At 73.3% G+C, this 21,997-nt stretch carries 19 protein-coding genes; 7 read left to right on the top strand and 12 right to left on the bottom strand.

The features are described from left to right. Nucleotides 1-19: 19 nt before the first annotated feature. From VKK44_RS02135 to VKK44_RS02125, 3 genes are all read right to left on the bottom strand, one after another. Nucleotides 20-931: a CDP-alcohol phosphatidyltransferase family protein gene (locus VKK44_RS02135; RefSeq protein ID WP_343445165.1), complete on the bottom strand. Its 912-nt coding sequence runs from the start codon at nucleotides 929-931 to the stop codon at nucleotides 20-22. A gap of 345 nt (nucleotides 932-1,276) precedes the next feature. Then, on the bottom strand, nucleotides 1,277-2,215 hold the full coding sequence (locus VKK44_RS02130) for an NUDIX hydrolase (RefSeq protein WP_343445164.1): 939 nt from the start codon (nucleotides 2,213-2,215) through the stop codon (nucleotides 1,277-1,279). Nucleotides 2,216-2,278: 63 nt separating this feature from the next. Continuing rightward, nucleotides 2,279-3,226, bottom strand: coding sequence for an NUDIX hydrolase (locus tag VKK44_RS02125; protein ID WP_343445163.1), 948 nt, complete (start codon nucleotides 3,224-3,226; stop codon nucleotides 2,279-2,281). Between the two features lie 144 nt (nucleotides 3,227-3,370). Between VKK44_RS02125 and VKK44_RS02120 the strand changes: the two genes are divergently transcribed. Continuing rightward, on the top strand, nucleotides 3,371-3,688 hold the full coding sequence (locus VKK44_RS02120; RefSeq protein WP_343445162.1) for a PspC domain-containing protein: 318 nt from the start codon (nucleotides 3,371-3,373) through the stop codon (nucleotides 3,686-3,688). 7 nt (nucleotides 3,689-3,695) lie between these two features. Here VKK44_RS02120 and guaA read toward each other — a convergent pair whose 3' ends face one another. Then, nucleotides 3,696-5,252, bottom strand: a complete 1,557-nt coding sequence (guaA, locus tag VKK44_RS02115) for a glutamine-hydrolyzing GMP synthase (RefSeq protein ID WP_343445161.1) — start codon at nucleotides 5,250-5,252, stop codon at nucleotides 3,696-3,698. Nucleotides 5,253-5,369: 117 nt separating this feature from the next. Then, a complete protein-coding gene (locus tag VKK44_RS02110; RefSeq protein ID WP_343445160.1) occupies nucleotides 5,370-7,052 on the bottom strand; it encodes a GMC family oxidoreductase in 1,683 nt (560 codons plus the stop codon). A 131-nt stretch (nucleotides 7,053-7,183) separates the two neighbouring features. Here VKK44_RS02110 and VKK44_RS02105 point away from each other — a divergent pair, with 131 nt between their 5' ends. Next, complete coding sequence (locus tag VKK44_RS02105; protein ID WP_343445159.1) at nucleotides 7,184-8,284, top strand: LCP family protein; 1,101 nt, start codon at nucleotides 7,184-7,186, stop codon at nucleotides 8,282-8,284. 6 nt (nucleotides 8,285-8,290) lie between these two features. On the opposite strand, the gene VKK44_RS02100 is transcribed toward VKK44_RS02105, so the two are convergent. From VKK44_RS02100 to guaB, 3 genes are all read right to left on the bottom strand, one after another. Beyond that, a complete protein-coding gene (locus tag VKK44_RS02100) occupies nucleotides 8,291-9,745 on the bottom strand; it encodes a M1 family metallopeptidase (RefSeq protein ID WP_343445158.1) in 1,455 nt (484 codons plus the stop codon). Between the two features lie 185 nt (nucleotides 9,746-9,930). Further along, a complete protein-coding gene (locus VKK44_RS02095; protein WP_343445157.1) occupies nucleotides 9,931-11,049 on the bottom strand; it encodes a GuaB3 family IMP dehydrogenase-related protein in 1,119 nt (372 codons plus the stop codon). Nucleotides 11,050-11,085: 36 nt separating this feature from the next. Further along, nucleotides 11,086-12,648 carry an IMP dehydrogenase gene (gene guaB / locus VKK44_RS02090; protein ID WP_343445156.1) on the bottom strand — a complete coding sequence of 521 codons (1,563 nt, stop codon included), beginning with the start codon at nucleotides 12,646-12,648 and terminating at the stop codon, nucleotides 11,086-11,088. Between the two features lie 197 nt (nucleotides 12,649-12,845). Here guaB and VKK44_RS02085 point away from each other — a divergent pair, with 197 nt between their 5' ends. Continuing rightward, complete coding sequence (locus tag VKK44_RS02085; protein ID WP_343445155.1) at nucleotides 12,846-13,250, top strand: DUF5319 domain-containing protein; 405 nt, start codon at nucleotides 12,846-12,848, stop codon at nucleotides 13,248-13,250. 11 nt (nucleotides 13,251-13,261) lie between these two features. On the opposite strand, the gene VKK44_RS02080 is transcribed toward VKK44_RS02085, so the two are convergent. Then, nucleotides 13,262-14,074: a helix-turn-helix transcriptional regulator gene (locus VKK44_RS02080; protein WP_343445154.1), complete on the bottom strand. Its 813-nt coding sequence runs from the start codon at nucleotides 14,072-14,074 to the stop codon at nucleotides 13,262-13,264. Nucleotides 14,075-14,326: 252 nt separating this feature from the next. Between VKK44_RS02080 and VKK44_RS02075 the strand changes: the two genes are divergently transcribed. Further along, the gene (locus VKK44_RS02075) at nucleotides 14,327-14,710 is read left to right on the top strand and encodes a WhiB family transcriptional regulator (protein ID WP_343445153.1); all 384 of its coding nucleotides are present in this window, start codon (nucleotides 14,327-14,329) and stop codon (nucleotides 14,708-14,710) included. 158 nt (nucleotides 14,711-14,868) lie between these two features. Here the strand turns inward: VKK44_RS02075 and VKK44_RS02070 are convergent, their stop codons facing one another. The 3 genes from VKK44_RS02070 to groES all read right to left on the bottom strand — a co-directional run bounded on the left by VKK44_RS02070 (nucleotide 14,869) and on the right by groES (nucleotide 18,668). Next, a complete protein-coding gene (locus VKK44_RS02070; protein ID WP_343445152.1) occupies nucleotides 14,869-16,512 on the bottom strand; it encodes a molybdopterin-dependent oxidoreductase in 1,644 nt (547 codons plus the stop codon). A gap of 124 nt (nucleotides 16,513-16,636) precedes the next feature. Beyond that, nucleotides 16,637-18,283 (bottom strand): chaperonin GroEL, encoded by a 1,647-nt coding sequence (gene groL / locus VKK44_RS02065; RefSeq protein ID WP_343445151.1) that lies wholly within the window; start codon nucleotides 18,281-18,283, stop codon nucleotides 16,637-16,639. A 70-nt stretch (nucleotides 18,284-18,353) separates the two neighbouring features. Next, nucleotides 18,354-18,668: a co-chaperone GroES gene (groES, locus tag VKK44_RS02060; RefSeq protein WP_088998427.1), complete on the bottom strand. Its 315-nt coding sequence runs from the start codon at nucleotides 18,666-18,668 to the stop codon at nucleotides 18,354-18,356. A 256-nt stretch (nucleotides 18,669-18,924) separates the two neighbouring features. On the opposite strand from groES, the gene VKK44_RS02055 reads away from it, so the two are divergent. The 3 genes from VKK44_RS02055 (at nucleotide 18,925) to VKK44_RS02045 (ending at nucleotide 21,985) form a co-directional block, all read left to right on the top strand. Further along, nucleotides 18,925-20,157: a THUMP-like domain-containing protein gene (locus VKK44_RS02055; RefSeq protein WP_343445150.1), complete on the top strand. Its 1,233-nt coding sequence runs from the start codon at nucleotides 18,925-18,927 to the stop codon at nucleotides 20,155-20,157. A 56-nt stretch (nucleotides 20,158-20,213) separates the two neighbouring features. Then, the gene (ybaK, locus tag VKK44_RS02050; protein ID WP_343445149.1) at nucleotides 20,214-20,693 is read left to right on the top strand and encodes a Cys-tRNA(Pro) deacylase; all 480 of its coding nucleotides are present in this window, start codon (nucleotides 20,214-20,216) and stop codon (nucleotides 20,691-20,693) included. Nucleotides 20,694-20,881: 188 nt separating this feature from the next. After that, nucleotides 20,882-21,985 carry a sugar ABC transporter substrate-binding protein gene (locus VKK44_RS02045; RefSeq protein ID WP_343445148.1) on the top strand — a complete coding sequence of 368 codons (1,104 nt, stop codon included), beginning with the start codon at nucleotides 20,882-20,884 and terminating at the stop codon, nucleotides 21,983-21,985. The last annotated feature ends 12 nt before the right edge of the window (nucleotides 21,986-21,997 follow it).

Below are 21,997 nucleotides of genomic sequence, written 5' to 3'. Positions count from 1 at the left end.
CGTCGTTACGTGACGCGCCTCAGGCGGCGCGGCGCTGGTGCAGCCAGAGCAGCGGGCCGCTGGCCAGGTAGCCCACCACCACGAGGGCGAACGTGAGCCGGATGTCGACGAGCGCGCCGACCACCGGGGCCACCCAGAGCCACGGCGGCAGCTTCACCAGCCGGGCGAGCTTGGCGTAAGGGAAGCTGGACACCATCGCGAAGGCGAGCAGCGCCACGCCGGCGACCATGACCAGGCCGGGGACCGGCACGCCGATCGCCACGGTCAGGGCGAGCACCATCGCCGCCATGGTGGTCGGCACGCCGCAGAAGAACCGGCCGTCCTTCGGCGAGACGTTGAACCGGGCGAGCCGGATGGCCGCGCATGCCGCGACCAGGGCACAGGCGACCGCGGCGGCGGCCGGCGGCACCGAGCCGGCCAGCGAGGCGTAGACCACCACCGGCGCGGCGAGGCCGAACGAGCACATGTCGGCCAGCGAGTCCATCTGCGCGCCGAACGGGCTGGCCACACCGAGCTTGCGGGCCAGGGCGCCGTCGAGGCCGTCGAACGCGACGCACGCGATCAGGCAGACCGCGGCGATCCGCACCTCACCCTGCATGGCCAGGAAGATGGCCAGCATGCCGAGCATGAGGCTGCTCAGGGTGCACGCGTTGACGAGCGCGAACTTGGCCCGCCGGGCGGCGGTGCGCTCTCCCGGCAGCAGCGGGATCGACATCGCGGGGGACTCGTCGACCGGCGCGCTCATCGGGAGCGCCGGGCTGATCGGGCGTACCGCTTCGACGTCGGCGTCGAACCGGCCGTAGCGGAGGCGCTGGCGGTCGGCGTAGCGGCGGTCGGGGGTGACCAGGTCGGTCCCGGGGCCGGTCAGGCCGTCCCGGCGGCCCACCCGGACGAGCAGCACCTGGCGGGCGAACGTGCTGCTGCGGCGCAACCGGCCCGCCCAGCGACGCCCTGCGGGGCGCGGACTGTCAGTCGTACGACGCCGGCGCCATGGGGCTCTCGGCACGTTTCCTCCATCACCGGATCGGCTGGCCGCCCACGTCGGGACGGGTGTCCGGCTGTCTCGTGCCGGACCTTTCGGGCCCGGCAGCCCATTTGCGGAGTACACCATTGCACAGGGGACGGGGGCTTGGCGATAGCTGCCGGCAGTACTTATATCTGCCTCAACCGCACGAACCGCTCAGTTATTCCCATCTCGGGCCGCAACGCCCTTTTCTCTCCGTCATCCCACCTCCTGACTGTACCGGAGGTGGCCCAGGGCGGCTCGGTGAGCGGTTCAGCTCACCCGTCGCCCGGTGGCCCGGACCGCCACCTCGGTCATCGACAGACCGGCCACCTGCGGTCGGGTGAACCAGGCGGCCCGGGCGGTCGATCCGCCGGCCAGTTCGGTCACCACCGCCTCGGTCGGCGCGTCCACCCGGACCCGGTAGATCACCCGGATGCCGTGCCAGTCCAGCGGGCGGCCCTCCGGACCGAGCGCGGCGGGCGTGTGCAGGTTGTCCACCGCCAGCAGCTCGACCACCCGGCCCAGTTGACCGGCCTCCTCGACCAGCTCGCGGAGCAGCCCGGCGGCCGGCTGCTCGCCGTGGTCGGTGCCGCCGCCGGGCAGGTGCCACCTGCCGGCGCCCGGATAGCCGGGGGCGATCATGGTGAGCAGCACCCGGTCGTCCGGGTCGGTGACCAGCCCGTACGCGGCGAAACGCTGCCTGCGGTCGGTGGCCGGCGCGGCCGGCGGCACCCGGGGCAGGTCGGCCGGCAGCGGCGACACGGGCAGGCCGAGCAGTTCGGCGGTGAACGGCATCAGCAGCCGGTCCGTGGCCTCGTCCGGGGTGAACCAGCCCAGCTCGTCGCTGCCGCCGGCCGGCTCGGGCCGCGACCGTCCGCCCCGGCCCTCGACCTCGAACACCAGCCGGTCGGTGTGCACCGCCACCGCGTCGGCGCGGAAGACGGCCACGTCGGCGACCGCGGCGCGGACCGCGCCGACCGCCACGGTCAGCCCGGTCTCCGCGGCGAACCCGCGCACCACGGCGTCGGCCGGGTGCTCGGCGTGCTCGACCGCACCGCCGGGCAACTGCCACACCTCCGGGTACGGGCCCCCGGCCGCCCCCCGCGCCAGCAGCACCCGCCCCGCCCCGTCCCGAAGAACCCCGTACGCCCCCACCCGCCGCCACCGCTCCACCCGCACCCCTCCCCGGCCCATTCCCGCGTCGATCATGAGGTTAGCGGTCCCGGGACGGACATTTCGTCCCGCCAACCTCATGATCACCGACGCGGGGGGTCAGAGAAGGTGGGCGGCCTGGACGGCTTCGGCCGTCACCTCGGTGAGGCGGTCGGTGGGGAGGGCGCCGAGTTCCTCGCGCCGGAACCAGCGGGCCTCGCACGTGGAGCCGCCGACGTCCGCCACGGTGGGCGGGGCGGGCTGGTCCACGACCACCCGGTAGAAGGCGCGGACGCCGTGCCAGTCGATCGGGTAGCCCTCCGGGCCGAGCGAGGCGGCGTCCCGGTGGCTGGCCACCCCGAGCAGCTCGACCAGGCGGCCGGTCTGCCCGGTCTCCTCGACCAGCTCCCGGATCAGCGCGGCGGCGGGCTGTTCGCCGTAGTCGGTGCCGCCGCCGGGCAGGTGCCAGCAGCCGGCGCCCGGGTAGCCGTCGGAGACGCGGGTCAGCAGCACCCGCTCCTCCGGGTCGGTCACCACCGCGTACGCGGCGAAGCGCTGCGCGCGGTGCAGCCCGTCCGGGCCGGGGACGGCGTAGAACGAGGGGAACTCGGGGACCTCCTCCGGCACCACGTCGTGGGAGGAGGTGGGCAGCCCGAGGGCACGCGCGGTGAACGACCGCAGCGGCAGCCCGCGGGCCTCGTCGAGGCTGAACCAGCGGGCCAGGTCGGTGGGGCGGTCGACCCGTTCGGTGAGCGTCCCGCCCCGCACCGACACGGTGTAGAGCAGGCGGTCGGTGTGGATCGTGATGTGCCGCTCGGGCAGCGCCCGCATGTCGGCCAGCACGTCCTGGAGGCCGGCGACGGCGACGGAGAGCCCGGTCTCGGCCGCGGTCTCCCGGACGACTGTGTGTTTGGGGTCCTCACCGTGGTCGACCGCCCCTCCGGGGAGCGACCAGGTGCCGGGGGTGCCGGAGCGCTCCGATGCGCGGACCAGCAACACTCGGCCGTTCGAATCAGCACAAACTGCGTATGCCGCGATCCTGCGCAGCGGCTCCAGCGAGGTGGTCACGGAAGCAAATTCTCCCCGGCTGCCGTTACCTCCATCGAAAAGAGTCAGATTCCTGACTCTTGGCTGGCACCTCAGGGACGGGTCAGGGTAAGTGTCCGGGCGGTCACCGAGGTCGATCGTCGAACCGCGCGGGACCGTGGACACATGACCTCCACGAACCCCTTCCAGACCCCGTACAAGCAGCTCCGCCGGCCGGTGAGCGACCGCATGATCGCCGGCGTGGCCAGTGGCCTCGGACGCTACTTCGCCATCGACCCCACCCTGGTCCGGGTGGCCTTCGCGGTCACCACCGTGCTCACCGGCGGGCTGGCCGCGCTCGCGTACCCGGTGATGTGGTTCCTGATGCCCGAGGAGCCGGCCGGCGCGCCCGCCTGGCCGCACCCGCCGGGCACCGCGCCGGGCTGGCCGCCGGTCCCACCGGCCGGGCCGGGGCCGCAGGCCGGGCCGCCGCCCGCCGCCTGACCCGGCGTCACTCCCACTCGATGGTGCCCGGCGGCTTGCTGGTCACGTCCAGCACCACGCGGTTGACCTCGGCGACCTCGTTGGTGATCCGGGTGGAGATCCGGGCCACCACCTCGTAGGGCAGGCGGGACCAGTCGGCGGTCATCGCGTCCTCGCTGGAGACCGGGCGCAGCACCACCGGATGCCCGTAGGTGCGCCCGTCGCCCTGCACGCCGACGCTGCGGACGTCGGCCAGCAGCACCACCGGGAACTGCCAGACTCCCCGGTCCAGGCCGGCGGCGGTCAGCTCCTGCCGGGCGATCAGGTCGGCCTTGCGGAGCACGGCGAGACGCTCCTCGTCGACCGCGCCGATGATCCGGATGGCCAGGCCCGGGCCGGGGAACGGGTGCCGCCAGACCATCGCCTCGGGCAGCCCCAGCTCCAGGCCGATCGTGCGGACCTCGTCCTTGAACAGCGTGCGCAGCGGCTCGACCAGGGAGAACTTCAGGTCCTCGGGCAGGCCGCCGACGTTGTGGTGACTCTTGATGTTGGCGGTGCCGGTGCCGCCGCCGGACTCCACCACGTCCGGATAGAGCGTGCCCTGCACCAGGAACTCGACGTCGCCGTGCGCGGCGATCTCCCGGGCGGCGGCCTCGAAGACCCGGATGAACTCCCGACCGATGATCTTGCGCTTCTGCTCCGGATCGGTCACCCCGGCGAGCGCGCCGAGGAACCGCTCGCGCGCGTCGACCACCTTGAGCCGGATGCCGGTCGCCGCCACGTAGTCCTTCTCCACCTGCTCGGCCTCACCGGCCCGCAGCAGCCCGTGGTCGACGAAGACGCAGGTGAGCTGGTCCCCCACGGCCCGGTGCACCAGCGCCGCCGCGACCGCCGAGTCGACCCCGCCGGAGAGCCCGCAGATGACCTCCTTGTCGCCGACCTGCTCACGGATCCGGGCGACCTGCTCGTCGATGATGTTCTCCGGCGTCCAGGTCGGGGCCACGCCGGCGATGTCGTACAGGAAACGGGTCAGCATCTCCTGCCCGTGCGCGGTGTGCCCCACCTCGGGGTGGAACTGCACGCCCGCCCGCCGGCCGGCCAGATCCTCGAACGCGGCGACCGGCGCGCCCGCCGACTCGGCGGTGACCGTGAAGCCGGCCGGCGCCTCGGTCACGCAGTCACCGTGACTCATCCAGACCGGCAGGTCCGCCGGCAGGTCACGCAGCAGCACGCCGGGCTCGGTCAGGCGCGGACGCAGCGGGGTGCCGCCGTACTCGCGGTTGCCGGTGCGCGACACCGTGCCGCCGAGCGCCTGGGCCATCGCCTGGAAGCCGTAGCAGATGCCGAAGACCGGCACGTCGGTGTCGAACATCCCGGCGTCGATCTGCGGGGCGCCCGGGGCGTAGACGCTGGACGGACCACCGGAGAGGATGATCGCGGCCGGATCCTTCGCCAGCATCTCGGACACCGGCATGGAATGCGGGACGATCTCCGAGTAGACCCTCGCCTCCCGGACGCGGCGCGCGATGAGCTGGGCGTACTGGGCTCCGAAGTCCACCACGAGGACGGGGCGAGGCGTGCTCATGTGCGCAAAGCCTACCGACAGTCACCGGCGCGGCGGACGCGCCCCGGCGGCGCGTCGCTCGCCGGGTGTCAAGAAGGGGCCCCGCCTCTACCGGAGGCGTTGACAGGGCCCCTCCTTTCACCTGAGCGCGGCGGGAGCGTGCGGGGGGACGGCCGGGTTGCGCGGCGGGACCGGGGCCAGCCGGGTGTACGCCGAACCCGGCGCCGGCCGCGGGTCCGCGTCGCCCTTGTTCGGCCAGAACGACATGGCCCGCTCCGCCTGCGCGGTGATCGTCAGCGACGGGTTGACGCCCAGGTTGGCCGAGACCGCCGCGCCGTCCACCACGTGCAGCCCCGGATGGCCGTACACCCGGTGCCAGGGGTCGACGACGCCGTCGGCCGGGGTGGCGCCGATCACCGCGCCGCCGAGGATGTGCGCGGTCATCGGGATGTTGAACGGCTCGGTCACCGCGCCGCCCGGCGTGCCGTCGATCTCCTCGGCGAGCAGCCGGACCGCCTCGTTGCCGGCCGGGATCCAGGTCGGGTTGGCCGCGCCGTGACCCGGCCCGCTGACCAGCCGGCGACCCCGCCAGCGGGTGGTCAGCGAGTTGTCGACCGACTGCATGACCAGCGCGATCACGGTGCGTTCGGACCAGCCGCGGACGGAGAGCATCCGGGCGGCCAGCCCCGGCTGCCGGACGATGCTGCCCAGCCACCGCCGGACCCGGTGCGGCCCGCCGTCGACGAGCAACGACTGGAGCAGGCCCATCGCGTTGGAGCCCTTGCCGTAGCGGACCGGCTCGATGTGCGTCTGCGGATCGGGGTGGAACGAACTGGTGATCGCCACCCCCGCGGAGAAGTCCAGGCCACGCCGCCGGGCCGCGCCGGAGCCCACCGAGGCGCCGAGGATGGCCTCCGAGTTGGTCCGGGTCAGCTCGCCCAGCCGGGGCGAGAGCGCCGGCAGCGCGCCGGTCGCCTTCATCTCGTGCAGCAGCCGCTGGGTGCCGAGCGCGCCGGCGGCGAAGACCACCTGGTCGGCGTGGATCACCGCGCGGCGCTTGCGCAGCCAGGCCCCGGTGCGCGCGGTGTGCACCGCGTAGCCGCCGGCCGGGTCGGGGCGCACCGCGGTCACCGTGGTCAACGGATGGACCTGCACGCCGAGCCGCTCGGCTAGCCAGAGGTAGTTCTTGACCAACGTGTTCTTGGCGCCGTGCCGGCAGCCGGTCATGCACGACCCGCAGTGGCTGCACCCGGTGCGCTCCGGCCCCACCCCACCGAAGTACGGGTCGGGCACCCGCTGGCCCGGCCGACCGATGTGCACGCCGACCGGCGTCGGGTGGAACGTGTGCGCCACCCCCATCCGCTCGGCCACCGCCCGCATGGCCCGGTCCGCGCCGGTGTCGACCGGGTACGTGGTGACGCCGAGCATCCGCTTCGCCTGGTCGTAGTGGCGGGCCAGCTCGTCGCGCCAGTCGGTGATGTCCCGCCACTGCGGGTCGGCGTAGAACGCGTCAAGCGGCTCGTAGAGCGTGTTCGCGTAGACCAGTGAGCCGCCGCCCACCCCGGCGCCGGAGAGCACCAGCACGCCGCCGCCGGCCTTCCGGTCGGCGGAGCGGAGCAACGTGATCCGTTGCAGGCCGAAGCAGCCGAGTCGCGGCGCCCACAGGAACCGCCGGGCCTGCCAGGAGGTACGCGGGAACTCCTCGTCGGCGAAGCGACGGCCGGCCTCCAGGACACCCACCGAGTAGCCCTTCTCGGCCAGCCGGAGCGCGGTGACGCTGCCGCCGAAGCCCGAACCGATGACGACCACGTCGTAGCGCATGAACGCATCATTACCGACGGGTAGCTATGGCGCCAGCACGCGTTTTTCGCAGATCATGCAGAGCGCTCGACCGCCGGTGCAACCTCTGGTACCCCCGGACGCGTCGAATCCGACGGGGAGAGGAAACAGCCGTGACGAGACGACGCCTGCTGGGCCTGGCCGCCCTGGTGGCGGCACTGCTGGTCGCCGGTGGGGCGGTGGTGGCCACCCGACTGACCGGGCACCACACGCCGACCCCCGCCGCCGCGCCGACCACCTCGCCACCCGGCTCACCCACGCCCGCGCCGACCACCGCCAGCCCGACCCCGCCGCCCGGCGCCGACCTGACCGGCCCGCTCAACCTGATGCTCGTCGGCGTGGACACCCGGGTCAGCATCCCCGGCTGGGAGCCGCACGCCGACGCCGTGCTGCTGCTGCACGTGCCCGCCGGGCTGGACCGGGCCTACCTGTTCTCGCTCCCCCGCGACCTGGTGGTCGACATCCCCGCCTACCCGAAGGCCCGCTACCCGGGCGGGCGGACCAAACTCACCCACGCGATGAGCTACGGCAGCCGCGTCCCCGGCGACAAGGCCCACCCGAGCACCGCCCAGGGCTACGAACTGCTGCGCGCCACGGTCGCCCGCTACACCGGGCTGCGCGTCGACGCCGGCGCGGTGATCACCTTCGGCGGCTTCGACAAGCTGGTGGACACGCTCGGCGGCGTCGACCTCTACGTCGACCAGAAGGTCGCCTCCCGGCACCGCCGCCCGGACGGGACGATGCGACCGCTCGGCGGCGGCGGGTACACCGGACCGCAGATGATCTACCAGAAGGGCGACCGGCACCTGGTCGGCTGGCAGGCGCTCGACTACGCCCGGCAGCGCTACACCGCCGGCGGCGACTACACCCGGCAGCGGCACCAGCAGCAACTCGTCCGCGCGCTCGCCCGCAAACTCCTCGACCAGGGCACGGCCCGCGACCCGCAGCGGGTCGAGCAGGTCGTCGCCGCGCTCGGCAAAACCCTGGTGTACGTCGGCGGCGGCCGGAAGCTGGTCGACTTCGCGTACGCCCTGGGCGGGATGCCGGCGGACCGGATCACGCTGGTCGGGCTCCCCGGCACCGGGGTGGGCAGCGGGGGCGCGTACCGCGGCGAACAGCTCCAGCCGCTGGGCCGCGACTTCCTCACCGCGCTGCGCGGCGGCCGGGCCGACGCCTTCCTGTCCGCGCACCCGTCGCTGCGGGTCAGGACCTGAGGTGGCTCACCGGGCCTTCGGCATGGCCGGACGCTCGGTGCCGAACAGCCACGCGTCGAAGACCTTGTCGAGCTGCCGGCCGGCCACCCGCTCCGCCAGCGCCACGAAGTCCGCGGTGGTGGCGTTGCCGTTCTTCCGATCGGCCGCCCACGTCCGCAGGATGGTGAAGAACGCGGTGTCGCCCACCGCGGTCCGCAGGGCGTGCACGGTCATCGCACCGCGGTCGTAGACCGAGCTGCCGAACAGGTTCTCCACGCCCGGCTTGCCCGGCGGCGTCCGCCACACCAGGGCGGAGGCGCCCGCGTACTTCTGCTCGAACGTGCGCTGCACGGTCGAGGACCCGCTGTGCTCGGCCCAGAGCCACTCCGCGTACGTGGCCAGTCCCTCGTTGAGCCAGATGTCCTGCCAGCGCTGGACGGAGACGCTGTCGCCGTACCACTGGTGGGCCAGCTCGTGCGCCACCACGTCGGTGTTGTCGCCCTGCCGGAAGAACCCGGCCGAGTAGACCGGCCGACTCTGCGTCTCCAGCGCGTACCGGATCCGGGAGTCGGAGACCACCACACCCCCGTACGCGTCGAACGGGTACGGGCCGAACAGGCTCTCCAGGTAGTCGGCGACCTCGACGGTGCGGGCGATCGAACGGTCCGGCGCACCCTCGGGCAGTTGCGTGGTGACCGCGCTGAAGACCGGCCGGCCCTTGTGCTCGGCGGTGGTGACCCGGAACTTCCCGATCGCCACGGTGGTCAGGTAACTGGCCATCGGCGAGGTCTCCGACCAGCGCCACGTGGTCCAGTCGCCGGCCGTCGACCTACCCTTCGGCACGCCGTTGCCGACCGCCGTCAGCCCCTTCGGCACGGTGATCTCGACCTCGTAGGTGGCCTTGTCCGACGGGTGGTCGTTGACCGGGAACCAGGTGCTCGCCGACTCCGGCTGGCCGAGCGCGATCGCCCCGTCGTCGGTGTGCAGCCAGCCGCCCTCGCCGAGCGCCTCGGTGCGCAGCGCCGTCGGCTTGCCGTCGTACCGGATCTCGGTGACGAAGCCGTTGCCGGCGGTGAGCCCGGTGGCCGGCGTGACGACCAGCTCGTCGTCGGTGCGGGCGTGCCGGGCGGCGGCGCCGTCCACGGTGACCGACCGGACGGTCAGCCCGGCCAGGTCCAGGTTGAACGCGGACAGGTCGGCGGTCGCGGTGGCGCGCACCGTGGTGGTGCCGGTGAGCTTGTCGGTGTCCGGGTCGTAGCGCACCTTGATCGTGTAGTTCGCGACGTCGTAGCCGCCGTTGCCGTAGCTCGGGAAGTAGGGGTCGCCGGCGCCGGCCGCGCCCGGCGCGAAGCTCCGGGCGGCCGTGGGACCGGGTGCGGTCGTCGCGGCGCCCCGGTCCGGTTCGGCCGGTCCGCAGCCGGCCAGCAGCAGCGTCCCGCAGGCAAGCAGCCCGAGCCGTCGTCGTCCGCCGCGCCGCGCCATCGTTCCGATCCCTTCCGGGCCCCCGTCCGGCGGCCCCGCCCGCGGGCCGCTTCGCCCGCGGCAGCCTACCCAGCACCGGTCACACGCCGGTCACGCGCCGCCGCCCCGCCTCACCGGGGGAGCCTAGACGCGCGGCGGCGCGGGCGAGGCCGGAACCCGCACCCGCGCCGCCGTGCGATGCCCGCTCAGCGGTCCAGGACCAGGCCGACCTTCTGGAACTCCTTGAGGTCGCGGTAGCCGCACTTCGCCATCGCCCGGCGCAGGCCGCCGAAGAGGTTGAGCTGGCCGTCCGGCTCGTCGGCCGGACCGAACAGCAGCCGCTCCATCGAGCCGATCGGCTCACCGGCCACCTCGAACGCGCCCCGGGGCAGCGACGGGTGGCTGGCCGCGGAGTGCCACCAGGCGCCGCCGGCCGGGGCCTCCTCGCAGAGCGAGAGCGGCTCGCCGAGCATCACGGCGTCCGCGCCGCAGCCGAGCGCCTTGGCGATGTCGCCGGAGGTCTGCATGTCGCCGTCGGCGATCAGGTGCACGTACCGGCCACCGGTCTCGTCCAGGTAGTCACGGCGGGCCGCGGCGGCGTCCGCGATCGCGGTGGCCATCGGCACCCGGATGCCGAGCACCGACTCGGTGGTCGACCAGTCGTCGCCGCCGATGCCCACGATCACGCCGGCCGCGCCGGTGCGCATCAGGTGCAGCGCGGTCTTGTAGTCGGTGCAGCCACCGACGATGACCGGCAGGTCGAGGTCGGCGATGAACTCCTTGAGGTTCAGCGGCTCGTCGGTGGTGGAGACGTGCTCGGCGGATACCAGCGTGCCCTGGATGACCAGGATGTCCACGCCGGCGTCCAGGATCACCGGGGCCAGCGCCAGGGTGTGCTGCGGCGAGACCCGGACGGCCACCGTGCCGCCGCCGGCCCGCAGCTCGCGGACCCGCTCGGCGATCAGGTCGGGGCGGATCGGCTCGGCGTAGACCTCCTGGAGCCGCTTGGTGGCCCGGGCGTCCTCGCCGAGGCCGGCCAGCTCCTCCAGGATCTTGGCCGGGTTCTCGTAGCGGGTCCAGAGGCCCTCGACGTTGAGCACACCGAGGCCGCCCAGCTCGCCGAGGCGCACCGCGGAGGCCGGGCTCATGGTCGCGTCCGAGGGGTGCGCGACGCAGGGGATGCCGAACTGGTAGGCGTCGAGCTGCCACGCGGTGGAGACGTCGTCGACGTCCCGGGTGCGGCGGCTCGGCACGATGGCGATGTCGTCCAGGTGGTAACCGCGCTGCGCGGTCTTGCCCAGCCCGATCTCGACCACGTCACGCATGGGGACTCCAGGTGTGTTCGGGGGTGGAGGGAGAGGTCAGCGGGAGTGGTAGTTGGGCGCCTCGACGGTCATCTGGATGTCGTGCGGGTGGCTCTCCTTCAGCCCCGCCGCGGTGATCCGGATGAGCTGGCCACGTCGGTGCAGCTCCGGGATGCTCTCGGCACCCACGTAACCCATGGCGGCGCGCAGGCCGCCGATGAGCTGGTGGGCGACCTGGGCGAGCGGCCCCCGGTAGGGCACCTGGCCCTCGACACCCTCCGGGACGAGCTTGTCCTCGGCCATCACGTCCTGCTGGAAGTAGCGGTCCTTGGAGTACGACTTGCCCTGACCGCGCGACTGCATCGCGCCGAGCGAGCCCATCCCCCGGTACGCCTTGTACTGCTTGCCGTTGATGAAGATCAGCTCACCGGGGCTCTCCTCGCAGCCGGCCAGCAGGCTGCCGAGCATCACCGTGTCCGCGCCGGCCACCAGCGCCTTGGCGATGTCGCCCGAGTACTGGATGCCGCCGTCGCCGATCACCGGCACGCCGGCCGGGCGGGCGGCCCGGGCCGCCTCCATGATCGCGGTGACCTGCGGCACGCCCACCCCGGCCACGATCCGGGTGGTGCAGATGGCGCCCGGCCCGACGCCCACCTTGACGCCGTCGGCGCCGGCTTCGACGAGCGCCTTCGCGCCCGCGTACGTGGCGATGTTGCCGCCCACGATGTCGATGGTCACGTCCCGCTTGAGCCGGGCGACCATCTCCAGCACGGCCCGCTGGTGACCGTGCGCGGTGTCCACGATGACCACGTCGACGCCGGCGTCGACGAGCGCGCGGGCCCGCTTGTAGCCGTCCTCGCCCACGCCGACCGCGGCGGCGACCCGGAGCCGGCCCGCCTCGTCCTTGGTGGCGTTCGGGTACTGCTCGCTCTTGGTGAAGTCCTTGACCGTGATCAGGCCGCGCAGCGCGCCGGACCCGTCCACGATCGGCAGCTTCTCCACCTTGTGGCGGCGCAGCAGGTCGAGCGCGTCGTCCTTGCTCACGCCGACCGGCGCGGTGATCAGCGGGGTGCGGGTCATGATGTCGCGGACCGGCGTGGCCGGGTCGGAGACGAAGCGCATGTCGCGGTTGGTCACGATGCCGACCAGTTGGCCCTGCCCGTCGACCACCGGGACGCCGGAGATGCGGTAACGGCCGCAGAGCGCGTCGACGTCGCGGAGCGTGTCGTCCGGGCTGGCGGTCACCGGGTTGGTGATCATGCCGGATTCGGAGCGCTTGACCAGGTCGACCTGGAGCGCCTGGTCCTCGACGGAGAGGTTGCGGTGCAGCACGCCGATGCCGCCCTGGCGGGCCATGGCGATCGCCATCCGGCCCTCGGTGACGGTGTCCATCGCGCTGGAGAGCAGCGGCACGGTCAGCTCGATGTTGCGGGTGAGCCGGGTCCGGGTGTTCACCCGGCTGGGCACCACGTCCGACTCGCCGGGCTGGAGGAGCACGTCGTCGAAGGTCAGCCCGAGCGGCACCACCCGGGCGGAACCGGCCGGCAGCTCGGGCAGATGGCCGCCCAGCTCGCCGCCGTCGGGGCCGGCCGGGTTCTCGGTGCTGGGCGAATTCTCCACGATTGCTCCCCTGAGCTGGTCGAACGGGCTGCAGCGAGGCGGTGCGCGCGGACACCGGCGCGCACCGGTGTGACGGCGCGTCGCCTCATCGTACCCACTGGCCCGGTCCGCCCCGGGCAGCGGCGGGCCCGGCGTAGGCCGGGCCACAGCGGGGCAGGGGGCGGGCTTTCCGGCGGCGCGGGGTCTACGGTGAGGGGGTGCACGACGAGCCCATCGACCCGTTCAACGGCGACCCGGCCGATCCGGCTGCCGGCCTGCACGATTCCGGCGACGAGGACACGCTCGACCCGCTGACCGAGGTCGAGCGTCAGGACGTGCTGGAGGATCTCGCCGATCTGGAGATCTACCAGGCCCTGCTCCAGCCGATCGGGGTGCGTGGCCTGGTGATCGAGTGCGAGGACTGCCGCGAGCCGCACTACTTCGACTGGGACCTGCTCCGGGGCAACCTGCGCCACCTGCTGAACTCGGGGCGTCCCCGGGTGCACGAGCCGGCCTACGACCCCGATCCCGACCACTACGTGAGCTGGGACTACGCCCGGGGCTACGCGGACGGCGTGCACGACACGCTCACCGAGGGCACGGACGACGCCGCGTCGGAGTGAGCCGGCCGGGCTCAGGCGACCAGGCCGGCCCGGAAACCGGCGGCCACCGCGTGCGCGCGGTCGCGCGCGCCGAGCTTGCGGAACAGCCGCCGGGCGTGCGTCTTGACGGTGTCCTCGGAGACGAACAGCTCCCGCCCGATCTCCGCGTTGCTCTTGCCCTCCGCCATGCCGAGCAGCACCTGAAGCTCACGCTCGGTGAGCCCGATCGCGCTGCGCGGCGTCCGCGCCGGGCGCTGGCCGGCGCCCGGCTGGGGCGCCTCCGCCCCCTCCGCCGCCGGGTCGTTGGCGTCCTCGCCGCGCTGCACCGGCACCACCGTGGGCAGGCCCGCGGGATCCGTCGCCGTCGCCGGCCAGCCCGGCCCGCCCGGGGTACGCCCCGGCGTCGCCGCCCGGGTCGGCCCGCCGACCGCCGCCGCGTCCCGGGCGGTGTCGGCCACCCGGTGCCGGTTGGCCCGCCCCGGGGCGGAGAGCAGCAGCAACGCCTTCGCCACCGCGCTGGTCAGGTCGTGGTCGGCATTCTGGATCAGGCCCCGCGCCCCGGCGCTGATGGTGGCCGCCGCCGACTCCGACTCCTCGGCGCCGAGCAGCAGCACCGCGGCCTGGGGGGCGCGGGCGAGCACCCGCCGCACGAAGCCGGCACTGTCCGGCCGGGTCAGGGCGGTGTCGGCCAGGACGACGTCGACCGGGCGCTCGGCGAGCCGCAACATCACCTCGGGATCGGAGACGGCCGTCCGGACGGCGCCGGACAGCCCGAGCCGCGCTGCCGCGGAGGTCAGATGCTGGGCTGCCAGTGGTGTCCGAACGCAGATTAGAACGCTACGCACTGTGGTCTCCTCTCCGACTCAGAGCAGACCACGTGCGGGTCGGGTCGGGAGGGGGTTCCGAGCAATCATCCGAACTTTTCCGACAGATGGGGCATATGCCACCCAGTGTCCGAGGTTTTCGATCACAGATGTGTGAGCCGGGGACGGCTCGGGTACCGAGTGGTCCAACCGGAACCGGCATCCCGCGCGGACCGCCGCCCGGTAGCTGGCCACGAACATTCTCCGCGGTGCCGCGCGGGAGGAGGGGTGCTGATGTCGAACGTACGTAGGCTGCCTGGACCCATCGTCGACCTCTGGGACTGGCAGCGGCTCGGCGCGTGCCGGGGCCGCGACAGCGCCCAGTTCTTCCACCCGGACGGCGAGCGCGGCTCGTCCCGGCTGCGCCGCGAGTCCGGCGCGAAGTCCGTCTGCCGGGCCTGCCCGGTGCGCGCCGAGTGCGCCGCGCACGCCCTCGCCGTCCGCGAGCCGTACGGCGTCTGGGGCGGCTTCAGCGAGTCCGAGCGGCTGCGTCTGCTCGCCCTCGGCTGGGAGGACGCGGCCGACCGCCGGCAGGCCCGGGTCGACGTCGCCCGCCTGGAGGCCCGCCTCGGCCGACCGCACAAGACCGCCGTCCCGGACCAGCGCAAGGTCGCCTGACCTCGCTCGCACTTCGCGCCGCCGCGCCCCTCCCCGGGGCGCGGCGGCGTTTCGTCGTCCGACCCTTCCGGTGATCATGAGGTTGGCGGGGCGAATCGTCCGTCCCGAGGCAGCCAACCTCATGATCGACGGAGGCGGGCCGGGCGACGGAGCCCGGGTCAGGCGACGGTCACCGGGACGGTGTGCCACCCGGTCGCGCCGTCCGGGGCGACCGGGCTGCGCTGCTCGGGCTGCGTCTCACCGGCCGCGTCGGTGGCGCGCACCTGGAGGGTGTGCTCGCCGGGGGTGGCGTCCCAGCGCCAGGACCACTGGACCCAGGTGTCCGACGACACGGCCGGGGCCAGCGTCGCCTCCCGCCAGGGGCCGTCGTCGACACGTACCTCGACGCGGCGGACGCCACGGTGCTGCGCCCACGCCACCCCGGCGACCGTCACCGGGCCGGCGGCCGGGCGGCTGCGGGCACGGGGCGTGTCGATCCGCGACTGCGTCTTGACCGGGCCCTGGGCGGACCAGCCGCGCGGCACCCAGTACGCGTCGAAGTCGGCGAAGCTGGTCAGCTCCAGCTCGGTCAGCCACTTGCACGCCGAGACGTACCCGTAGAGGCCGGGCACCACCATCCGGACCGGGAAGCCGTGCGCGACCGGCAGCGGCTCGCCGTTCATCCCGACCGCGAGCAGGGCGTCCCGCCCGTCGCGCAACACCGATGTGGGGGTGCCGCAGGTCCAGCCGTCGACCGCGCGCCCGACCACCTGGTCCGCGCCCTCCTCCGGGTCCGCCTCGTCCAGCAGTTCCTTGAGCGGCACACCGAGCCAGCGGGCGTTGCCGATCAGATCGCCGCCCACCTCGTTGGAGACGCAGGCCAGCGTCACGTAGCGCTCGACCATCGGCCGGGCGAGCAGGTCGTCGAAGCTCAGTTCGATCGGGTTACGGACCCGGCCGTGGATGCGCAGCTTCCAGGTGACCGGGTCCACCTGCGGCACCACCAGCGCGGTGTCGATCCGGTAGAACTCCCGGTTCGGCGTGACGTAGGGGGCGAGCCGGGGCAGGGACAGGTCCGCGCCGGCCGGCACCGGCGGGGCGGGCGCGGCCGGCGCGGGCAGCGTCACCGCCTGCCGGGCCGCCGAGACGCCCCGCCGCCCGGCGAGCCAGTGCCCACCGAGCCCGGCCACCGCCGCGCCGCCGGTCAGCAGGCCGACGCCGCGCAGGAACCGGCGCCGCGACTCCTGGTCCCCGCCGTCCAGGGGCTCCCAGTCGCCCGACGCCCTCTCCTCGCGGGCGAGCGCGGCGACTGCCGGGGGCGGCGTGGGACCGGGCCGGGACGCCGTCGCGCCGTCCGGGGACGTCGTGGGGACCGCCGGGTCGCGGTCCGCGCGCAGCGGGCCGGCGACGAACGCCCAGAGCGTCAGCCCGCCCAGGCCCGCGCCGACGAGTGAGGGCAGCGCGTCGAACGCGTCCGCGCCGGCCCGGGTCAGCGCGGCGGCGACACCGAGCACGGCGAACGCGGCGATGCCGGCCAGGCCGAACACCAGCCGCCGGGCCGCCGCCAGGCCGAGCAGCGCCGCGAAGCCCACCAGCAGCAGCGCCGTCCCGACCAGCAGGGCGATCTTGTCGTACCTGCCGAAGACGTCGATGGCGAACTGCTTGAGCGGCTCGGGCACCAGGTCGACCACGAGGCCGCCGACGGCGATCAGCGGGGCGGACCGGGGACCGGTCAGGACGGCCACCGGCTCGGCGACGCCGAGCGCCACCACGGCGGCGACGACACCGGCCAGCGCCGCGTGGCGGCGGGAGATCGTGCTCACGCGACCCAGTCTGGTCGACCGGTCGGGCCGGCCGCCAATCTCGTCAGAGTTCCGTAAGCGGATACGGGTCGGGGCACCCCGCCGGCTCGGCGGTGTGCCCCGACGTCGGGCCGTACTCCTCGGGTCAGAAGCCCGGGCCGTGCTGGTGGCCGTGGCCGTGCGAGTGGCCGTGCCCACCGGCCGCGGCCGGCTCCGACTCGGCCGGCTTCTCCACGATCAGGCTCTCGGTGGTGAGCAGCAGGCCGGCGATCGACGCGGCGTTGGAGACCGCGTTGCGGGTCACCTTCACCGGGTCGAGGATGCCGGCCTTGGCCAGGTCGACGTACTCGCCGGTGGCCGCGTCGAGGCCGGTGCCCCACTCCTGGCCGACGACCTTCTGCACCACCACGTAGCCGTCGTGGCCGGCGTTCTGGGCGATCCAGCGCAGCGGCTCGACCAGCGCCTTACGCACGATCGAGACGCCGACCTTCTCCTCGCCGGTGAAGCCCAGGTCGTCGTCGAGCACCGGCAGGATCTGGGCCAGCGCGGCGCCGCCGCCCGGGACCGTACCCTCCTCGACCGCGGCCTTGGTCGCGGCGATGGCGTCCTCGATGCGGTGCTTGCGCTCCTTCATCTCGACCTCGGTGGCCGCGCCGACCTTGATCACCGCGATGCCGCCGGAGAGCTTCGCCAGCCGCTCGGCCAGCTTCTCCCGGTCCCACTCGGAGTCCGAGGCCTCGATCTCCTTGCGGATCTGGGCGACCCGGTCGGCGACCTCGGCGGACTGGCCGCCGCCGTCGACGACAGTGGTGTTCTCCTTGTCGACCACGACGCGACGGGCGGTGCCGAGCACCTCCAGGCCGACCTGGTCGAGCTTGTAGCCCAGCTCCGGGGCGACCAGCTCGGCGCCGGTCAGGATCGCCATGTCCTGGAGCATCGCCTTGCGGCGGTCGCCGAAGCCGGGGGCCTTCACCGCGCAGACCTTGACGGTCTTGCGGATGGCGTTGACCACCAGCGTGGACAGGGCCTGGCCCTCGACGTCCTCGGCGATGATGAGCAGCGGCTTGTTGTTCTGGAGGACCTTCTCCAGCAGCGGCAGCAGCTCCTCGATCGCCGAGATCTTCTGCGTGGTGATCAGGATGTACGGGTCCTCCAGGACCGACTCCTGCCCCTCCACGTCGGTGACGAAGTTCGGCGAGATGAAGCCCTTGTCGAACTGGAGACCCTCGGTCACCTCCAGCTCGGTGGTGAGCGCGGAGCCCTCCTCGACGGTGATCACACCGTCGCGGCCGACCCGCTCCATCGCCTCGGCGATCAGCTCGCCGATCGTGGCGTCCTGCGCGGAGATGGTCGCGACGTGCGCGATCGACTCCTTGCTGGCGACCTCGACGGCCTTGCCGAGCAGCGCCTCGGAGACCTTGGCGGCTGCCGCGTCGATGCCCCGCTTCAGGCCGGTCGGGTTGGTGCCGGCGGCCACGTTGCGCAGGCCCTCACGGACCATGGCCTGCGCCAGCACGGTGGCGGTGGTGGTCCCGTCGCCGGCGACGTCGTTGGTCTTGGTCGCCACCTCCTTGACCAACTGCGCGCCGAGGTTCTCGTACGGGTTGGTGAGCTCGATCTCCTTGGCGATGGTCACGCCGTCGTTGGTGATCGTGGGCACACCGAACTTCTTGTCCAGGACGACGTTGCGCCCGCGGGGGCCGAGCGTGACCTTGACCGTGTCCGCGAGGGCGTTGACACCGTGCTCGAGCAGGTGCCGGGCGTCATCCGAGAAGCTCAGGATCTTTGCCATCGGTATCCCTTCGAAGCGACGTTGCCCCGGCCCGGCGAGCCGGACCGGGGCAACGACACTGATCGGTTGCTTACTTCTCGATGACCGCGAGGACGTCGCGGGCGGAGAGCACCAGGTACTCCTCGCCGGCGTACTTGACCTCGGTGCCGCCGTACTTCGAGTAGAGGACGGTGTCGCCGACCTTCACGTCGACCGGCACGCGGTTGCCCTTGTCGTCGATCCGGCCCGGGCCGACAGCGAGGACGGTGCCCTCCTGCGGCTTCTCCTTGGCGGTGTCGGGGATCACGATGCCCGAGGCGGTGGTGGTCTCGGCCTCGTTCGCCTGCACCACGATGCGGTCCTCGAGCGGCTTGATCGCAACCTTGGTCGCGGTAGTCACGGGCATACCCTCCTGGGGTACTTGGTGTCGTTGCCGGTCGGCACGCCGACCAGCGTCAATCTGCCACATGCCACCGGGCGGGGCCGTCGTCGCGGGTGCCGGTCCGCCTGGCGTTCAACGCTCGGGCACGGGGCCCGGGCGTTGGCACCCTCAGGGTGAGAGTGCTAATCGCAGGTTATTCCTCGGCTAGCACTCCGTCAAGGAGAGTGCCAGCGCGTCGCCCGTCGTGTCGCCCCCGGGAGCCGGCCGGGAGAATGGGCGGGTGGATCTCGACCAGCTCACCGCGCTGCGTACCCCCGAGGGGTCGACCGCGCTCGCCTCGGCGGAGCGGGTGGCCGGCGGCGACCCGCTGGCGGCAGCCGCCGCGCTGCGCTCGGCCGGAATCCCGGGCGGGCTCGCGGCGGCGGCGCTGACCCAGGCGGAGCTGCGTCGCCGGGCGGTCGGCAAGTTCGGCGCGGCGGCGGCCCGGATGTTCCTCACCCGACCCGGGCTGGAGCAGGCCACCCGCCGGGTGGTCGCCGACCGGCGGGCCGCGCGGCTGCGCGCGGCGGGCGTGACCACCCTGGCCGACCTCGGGTGCGGGCTGGGCGCCGACGCGCTCGCCGCGGCCCGCGCCGGCATCCGGGTGTACGCGGTGGAGGCCGACCCGCTGACCGCGGCGATGGCCACCGCGAACGCCGAGGCCGCCGGGCTGGCCGAGCTGGTCACTGTCGAGTGCGGCGACGCCACCGCGTTCGACGTGTCCCGGGTCGACGGGGCGTTCTGCGACCCGGCCCGGCGGCGGGCCGGCACCGGGCGGCGCATCTTCGACCCGAACGCCTACTCGCCGCCGTGGGACTTCGTTACCGCGCTCGCCGAGCGGGTGCCGCGCACCGTGGTCAAGGTGGCGCCCGGCCTGGACCACGCGCTGATCCCGGCCGGCGCCGAGGCGGAGTGGGTGAGCGTCGACGGCGACCTGGTGGAGGCCGCCCTCTGGTGCGGCCCGCTGGCCGGCGTCCCCCGCCGCGCCACCCTCCTGCGGAGCAAGGAAGGGCCCCCGGTTGACGCCTCCGGTAGAGACGGGTCCCCTTCTCACCACCTCACCGGCAGCGGCGCGGACGAGGCGCAGGTGGGCCCGCTCCGGCGGTTCCTGTACGACCCGGACCCGGCGGTGGTGCGCGCGCACCTGGTCGCCGAGCTGGCCGCCGACCTCGACGCGACGCTCGCCGACCCGTCGATCGCCTACCTGTACGCGGACGCGGCGCGGCCCACGCCGTTCGCCCGCTGCCTGGAGATCACCGACGTGCTGCCGTTCTCGCTGAAGCGGCTGCGCGCGCTGCTGCGGGAGCGCCGGGTCGGCCGGGTGGAGATCCTCAAGCGGGGTTCGGCGCTGGAGCCGGAGAAGCTGCGCCGCGACCTGCGCCTGTCCGGCGACACGGCGGCCAGCCTGGTGCTGACCCGGGTGGCCGGCGCGCCCACGGTGCTGATCTGCCGTCCGGTTCCGGCCACCGGCTGATCGGACTCCGCCGGCTCGGGTCGCCGGGCGGCGGCGGCCGGGTTAGCTTGACCGTCATGGCGGGACAGGGCACTCCGGCGACCGCGCTGCTGACCAGGCGGAAGATCGCGTACCGCACCCACCGGTACGACGTCCCGCCGGACGCGCCGAACTACGGCGCGCTGGTCGCCGACGCGCTCGGGGTGCCACCGGCGCAGGTGTTCAAGTCGCTCGTCACCGACGTCGACGGCGTGCTGACCGTGGCGGTGGTGCCGGTGACCGGGGAGCTGGACCTGAAGGCGCTGGCCGGGGCGGTCGGCGGCAAGCGGGCCGCGCTGGCCGACCGGGCGGTGGCCGAGCGGGCGACCGGATACGTGCGGGGCGGGATCAGCCCGCTGGGGCAGCGCCGGGCGCTGCCGACAGTGGTCGACGTGTCCGCGCTGGCGCACCCGACGGTGTACGTCTCGGCCGGCCGTCGCGGCCTCCAGGTGCAGCTCGCGCCGGCCGATCTGGTGGCGCTGACCGGGGCCGTGACCGCCCCGATCGCCGCCCGCTGATCCGGACGTCTGGGAGCGTTTCCGCAGCCGGTGTCGCTCAGGTGACAACCGCGTTGCTGAATTGTTACCGCCGCCAACAAACTTCTGACCTCGGCACTCTTGCGGAGCGCGGGAAGCGGGGAATACGTTGCCGGACACAACAAAACATCGAACGCAACTCCCCCCACCCCCCGAAAGGACCCGTGCACATGCGCAAGGGCTTCCTCACCTTCGCGGCCGTCGGTCTCCTCGCGACCGGCAGCATGGCTGCCTGTGGTGACAACGGCAATTCTTCCGACCAGGCCGGCGGTTCGAACGACAAGAAGCCGAAGATCGGCGTGATCCTGCCGGACAGCAAGTCCTCCGCCCGCTGGGAGGGCGCGGACCGCAAGTTCCTCAAGGCGGCGTTCGACGCGGCCGGCGTCGAGTCCGACATCCAGAACGCGCAGAACGACAAGACCGCGTTCCAGACCATCGCCGACCAGATGATCACCAACGGCGTCAACGTGCTGATGATCGTCAACCTGGACTCCGGCACCGGCAAGGCCGTGCTCGACAAGGCCAAGTCGCAGGGCGTCGCCACCATCGACTACGACCGGCTGACCCTGGGCGGCTCCGCCCAGTACTACGTCAGCTTCGACAACGAGGCCGTCGGCAAGCTCCAGGGCGAGGGCCTGAGCAAGTGCCTGACCGACAAGGGCGCCAAGAACCCGTCGATCGCGTACCTCAACGGCTCGCCGACCGACAACAACGCCACCCTGTTCAAGAACGGGTACGACTCGGTGCTCAAGCCGAAGTTCGACTCGAAGGAATACACCAAGGTCGCCGACGACCCGGTGCCGGCGTGGGACAACGCGCAGGCCGCGACCATCTTCGAGCAGCAGCTGACCAAGGCCGGCGGCAAGATCGACGGCGTGCTCGCCGCCAACGACGGCCTCGGCAACGCGGCCATCTCGGTGCTGAAGAAGAACAAGCTCAACGGCAAGGTCCCGGTGACCGGTCAGGACGCCACCAAGGAGGGCCTGCAGAACATCCTCGCCGGTGACCAGTGCATGACCGTCTACAAGGCGGTCAAGAAGGAGGCGGACGCCGCCTCCGAGCTGGCCATCGCGCTCGCCAAGGGCGAGAAGAAGGACACCGGCCAGACCGTCAAGGACCCGGAGGGCAACCGGGACGTGCCGGCCGTGCTGCTGGAGCCGAAGGCCATCTACAAGGACAACGTCAAGGACGTCGTCGCCGACGGCTACGTCACCAAGGAAGAGCTCTGCACCGGTGCGTTCGCCAAGCTCTGCACCGACGCCGGCGTGAGCTGACCCCACCCGCCT

The organism is Micromonospora sp. DSM 45708, assembly GCF_039566955.1.
GTDB lineage: Bacteria > Actinomycetota > Actinomycetes > Mycobacteriales > Micromonosporaceae > Micromonospora.
This window is presented reverse-complemented; position numbering and strand designations above follow the sequence as displayed.

Bases quoted from the DNA above. Each gene is read 5' to 3' on its own strand.
- VKK44_RS02130 (WP_343445164.1), bottom strand. From the start codon at position 2,215: ATGATCGACGCGGGAATGGGCCGGGGAGGGGTGCGGGTGGAGCGGTGG.
- VKK44_RS02120 (WP_343445162.1), top strand. From the start codon at position 3,371: ATGACCTCCACGAACCCCTTCCAGACCCCGTACAAGCAGCTCCGCCGG.
- guaA (WP_343445161.1), bottom strand. From the start codon at position 5,252: ATGAGCACGCCTCGCCCCGTCCTCGTGGTGGACTTCGGAGCCCAGTAC.
- VKK44_RS02110 (WP_343445160.1), bottom strand. From the start codon at position 7,052: ATGCGCTACGACGTGGTCGTCATCGGTTCGGGCTTCGGCGGCAGCGTC.
- VKK44_RS02100 (WP_343445158.1), bottom strand. From the start codon at position 9,745: ATGGCGCGGCGCGGCGGACGACGACGGCTCGGGCTGCTTGCCTGCGGG.
- VKK44_RS02095 (WP_343445157.1), bottom strand. From the start codon at position 11,049: ATGCGTGACGTGGTCGAGATCGGGCTGGGCAAGACCGCGCAGCGCGGT.
- VKK44_RS02075 (WP_343445153.1), top strand. From the start codon at position 14,327: ATGTCGAACGTACGTAGGCTGCCTGGACCCATCGTCGACCTCTGGGAC.
- groL (WP_343445151.1), bottom strand. From the start codon at position 18,283: ATGGCAAAGATCCTGAGCTTCTCGGATGACGCCCGGCACCTGCTCGAG.
- groES (WP_088998427.1), bottom strand. From the start codon at position 18,668: ATGCCCGTGACTACCGCGACCAAGGTTGCGATCAAGCCGCTCGAGGAC.
- ybaK (WP_343445149.1), top strand. From the start codon at position 20,214: ATGGCGGGACAGGGCACTCCGGCGACCGCGCTGCTGACCAGGCGGAAG.
- VKK44_RS02045 (WP_343445148.1), top strand. From the start codon at position 20,882: ATGCGCAAGGGCTTCCTCACCTTCGCGGCCGTCGGTCTCCTCGCGACC.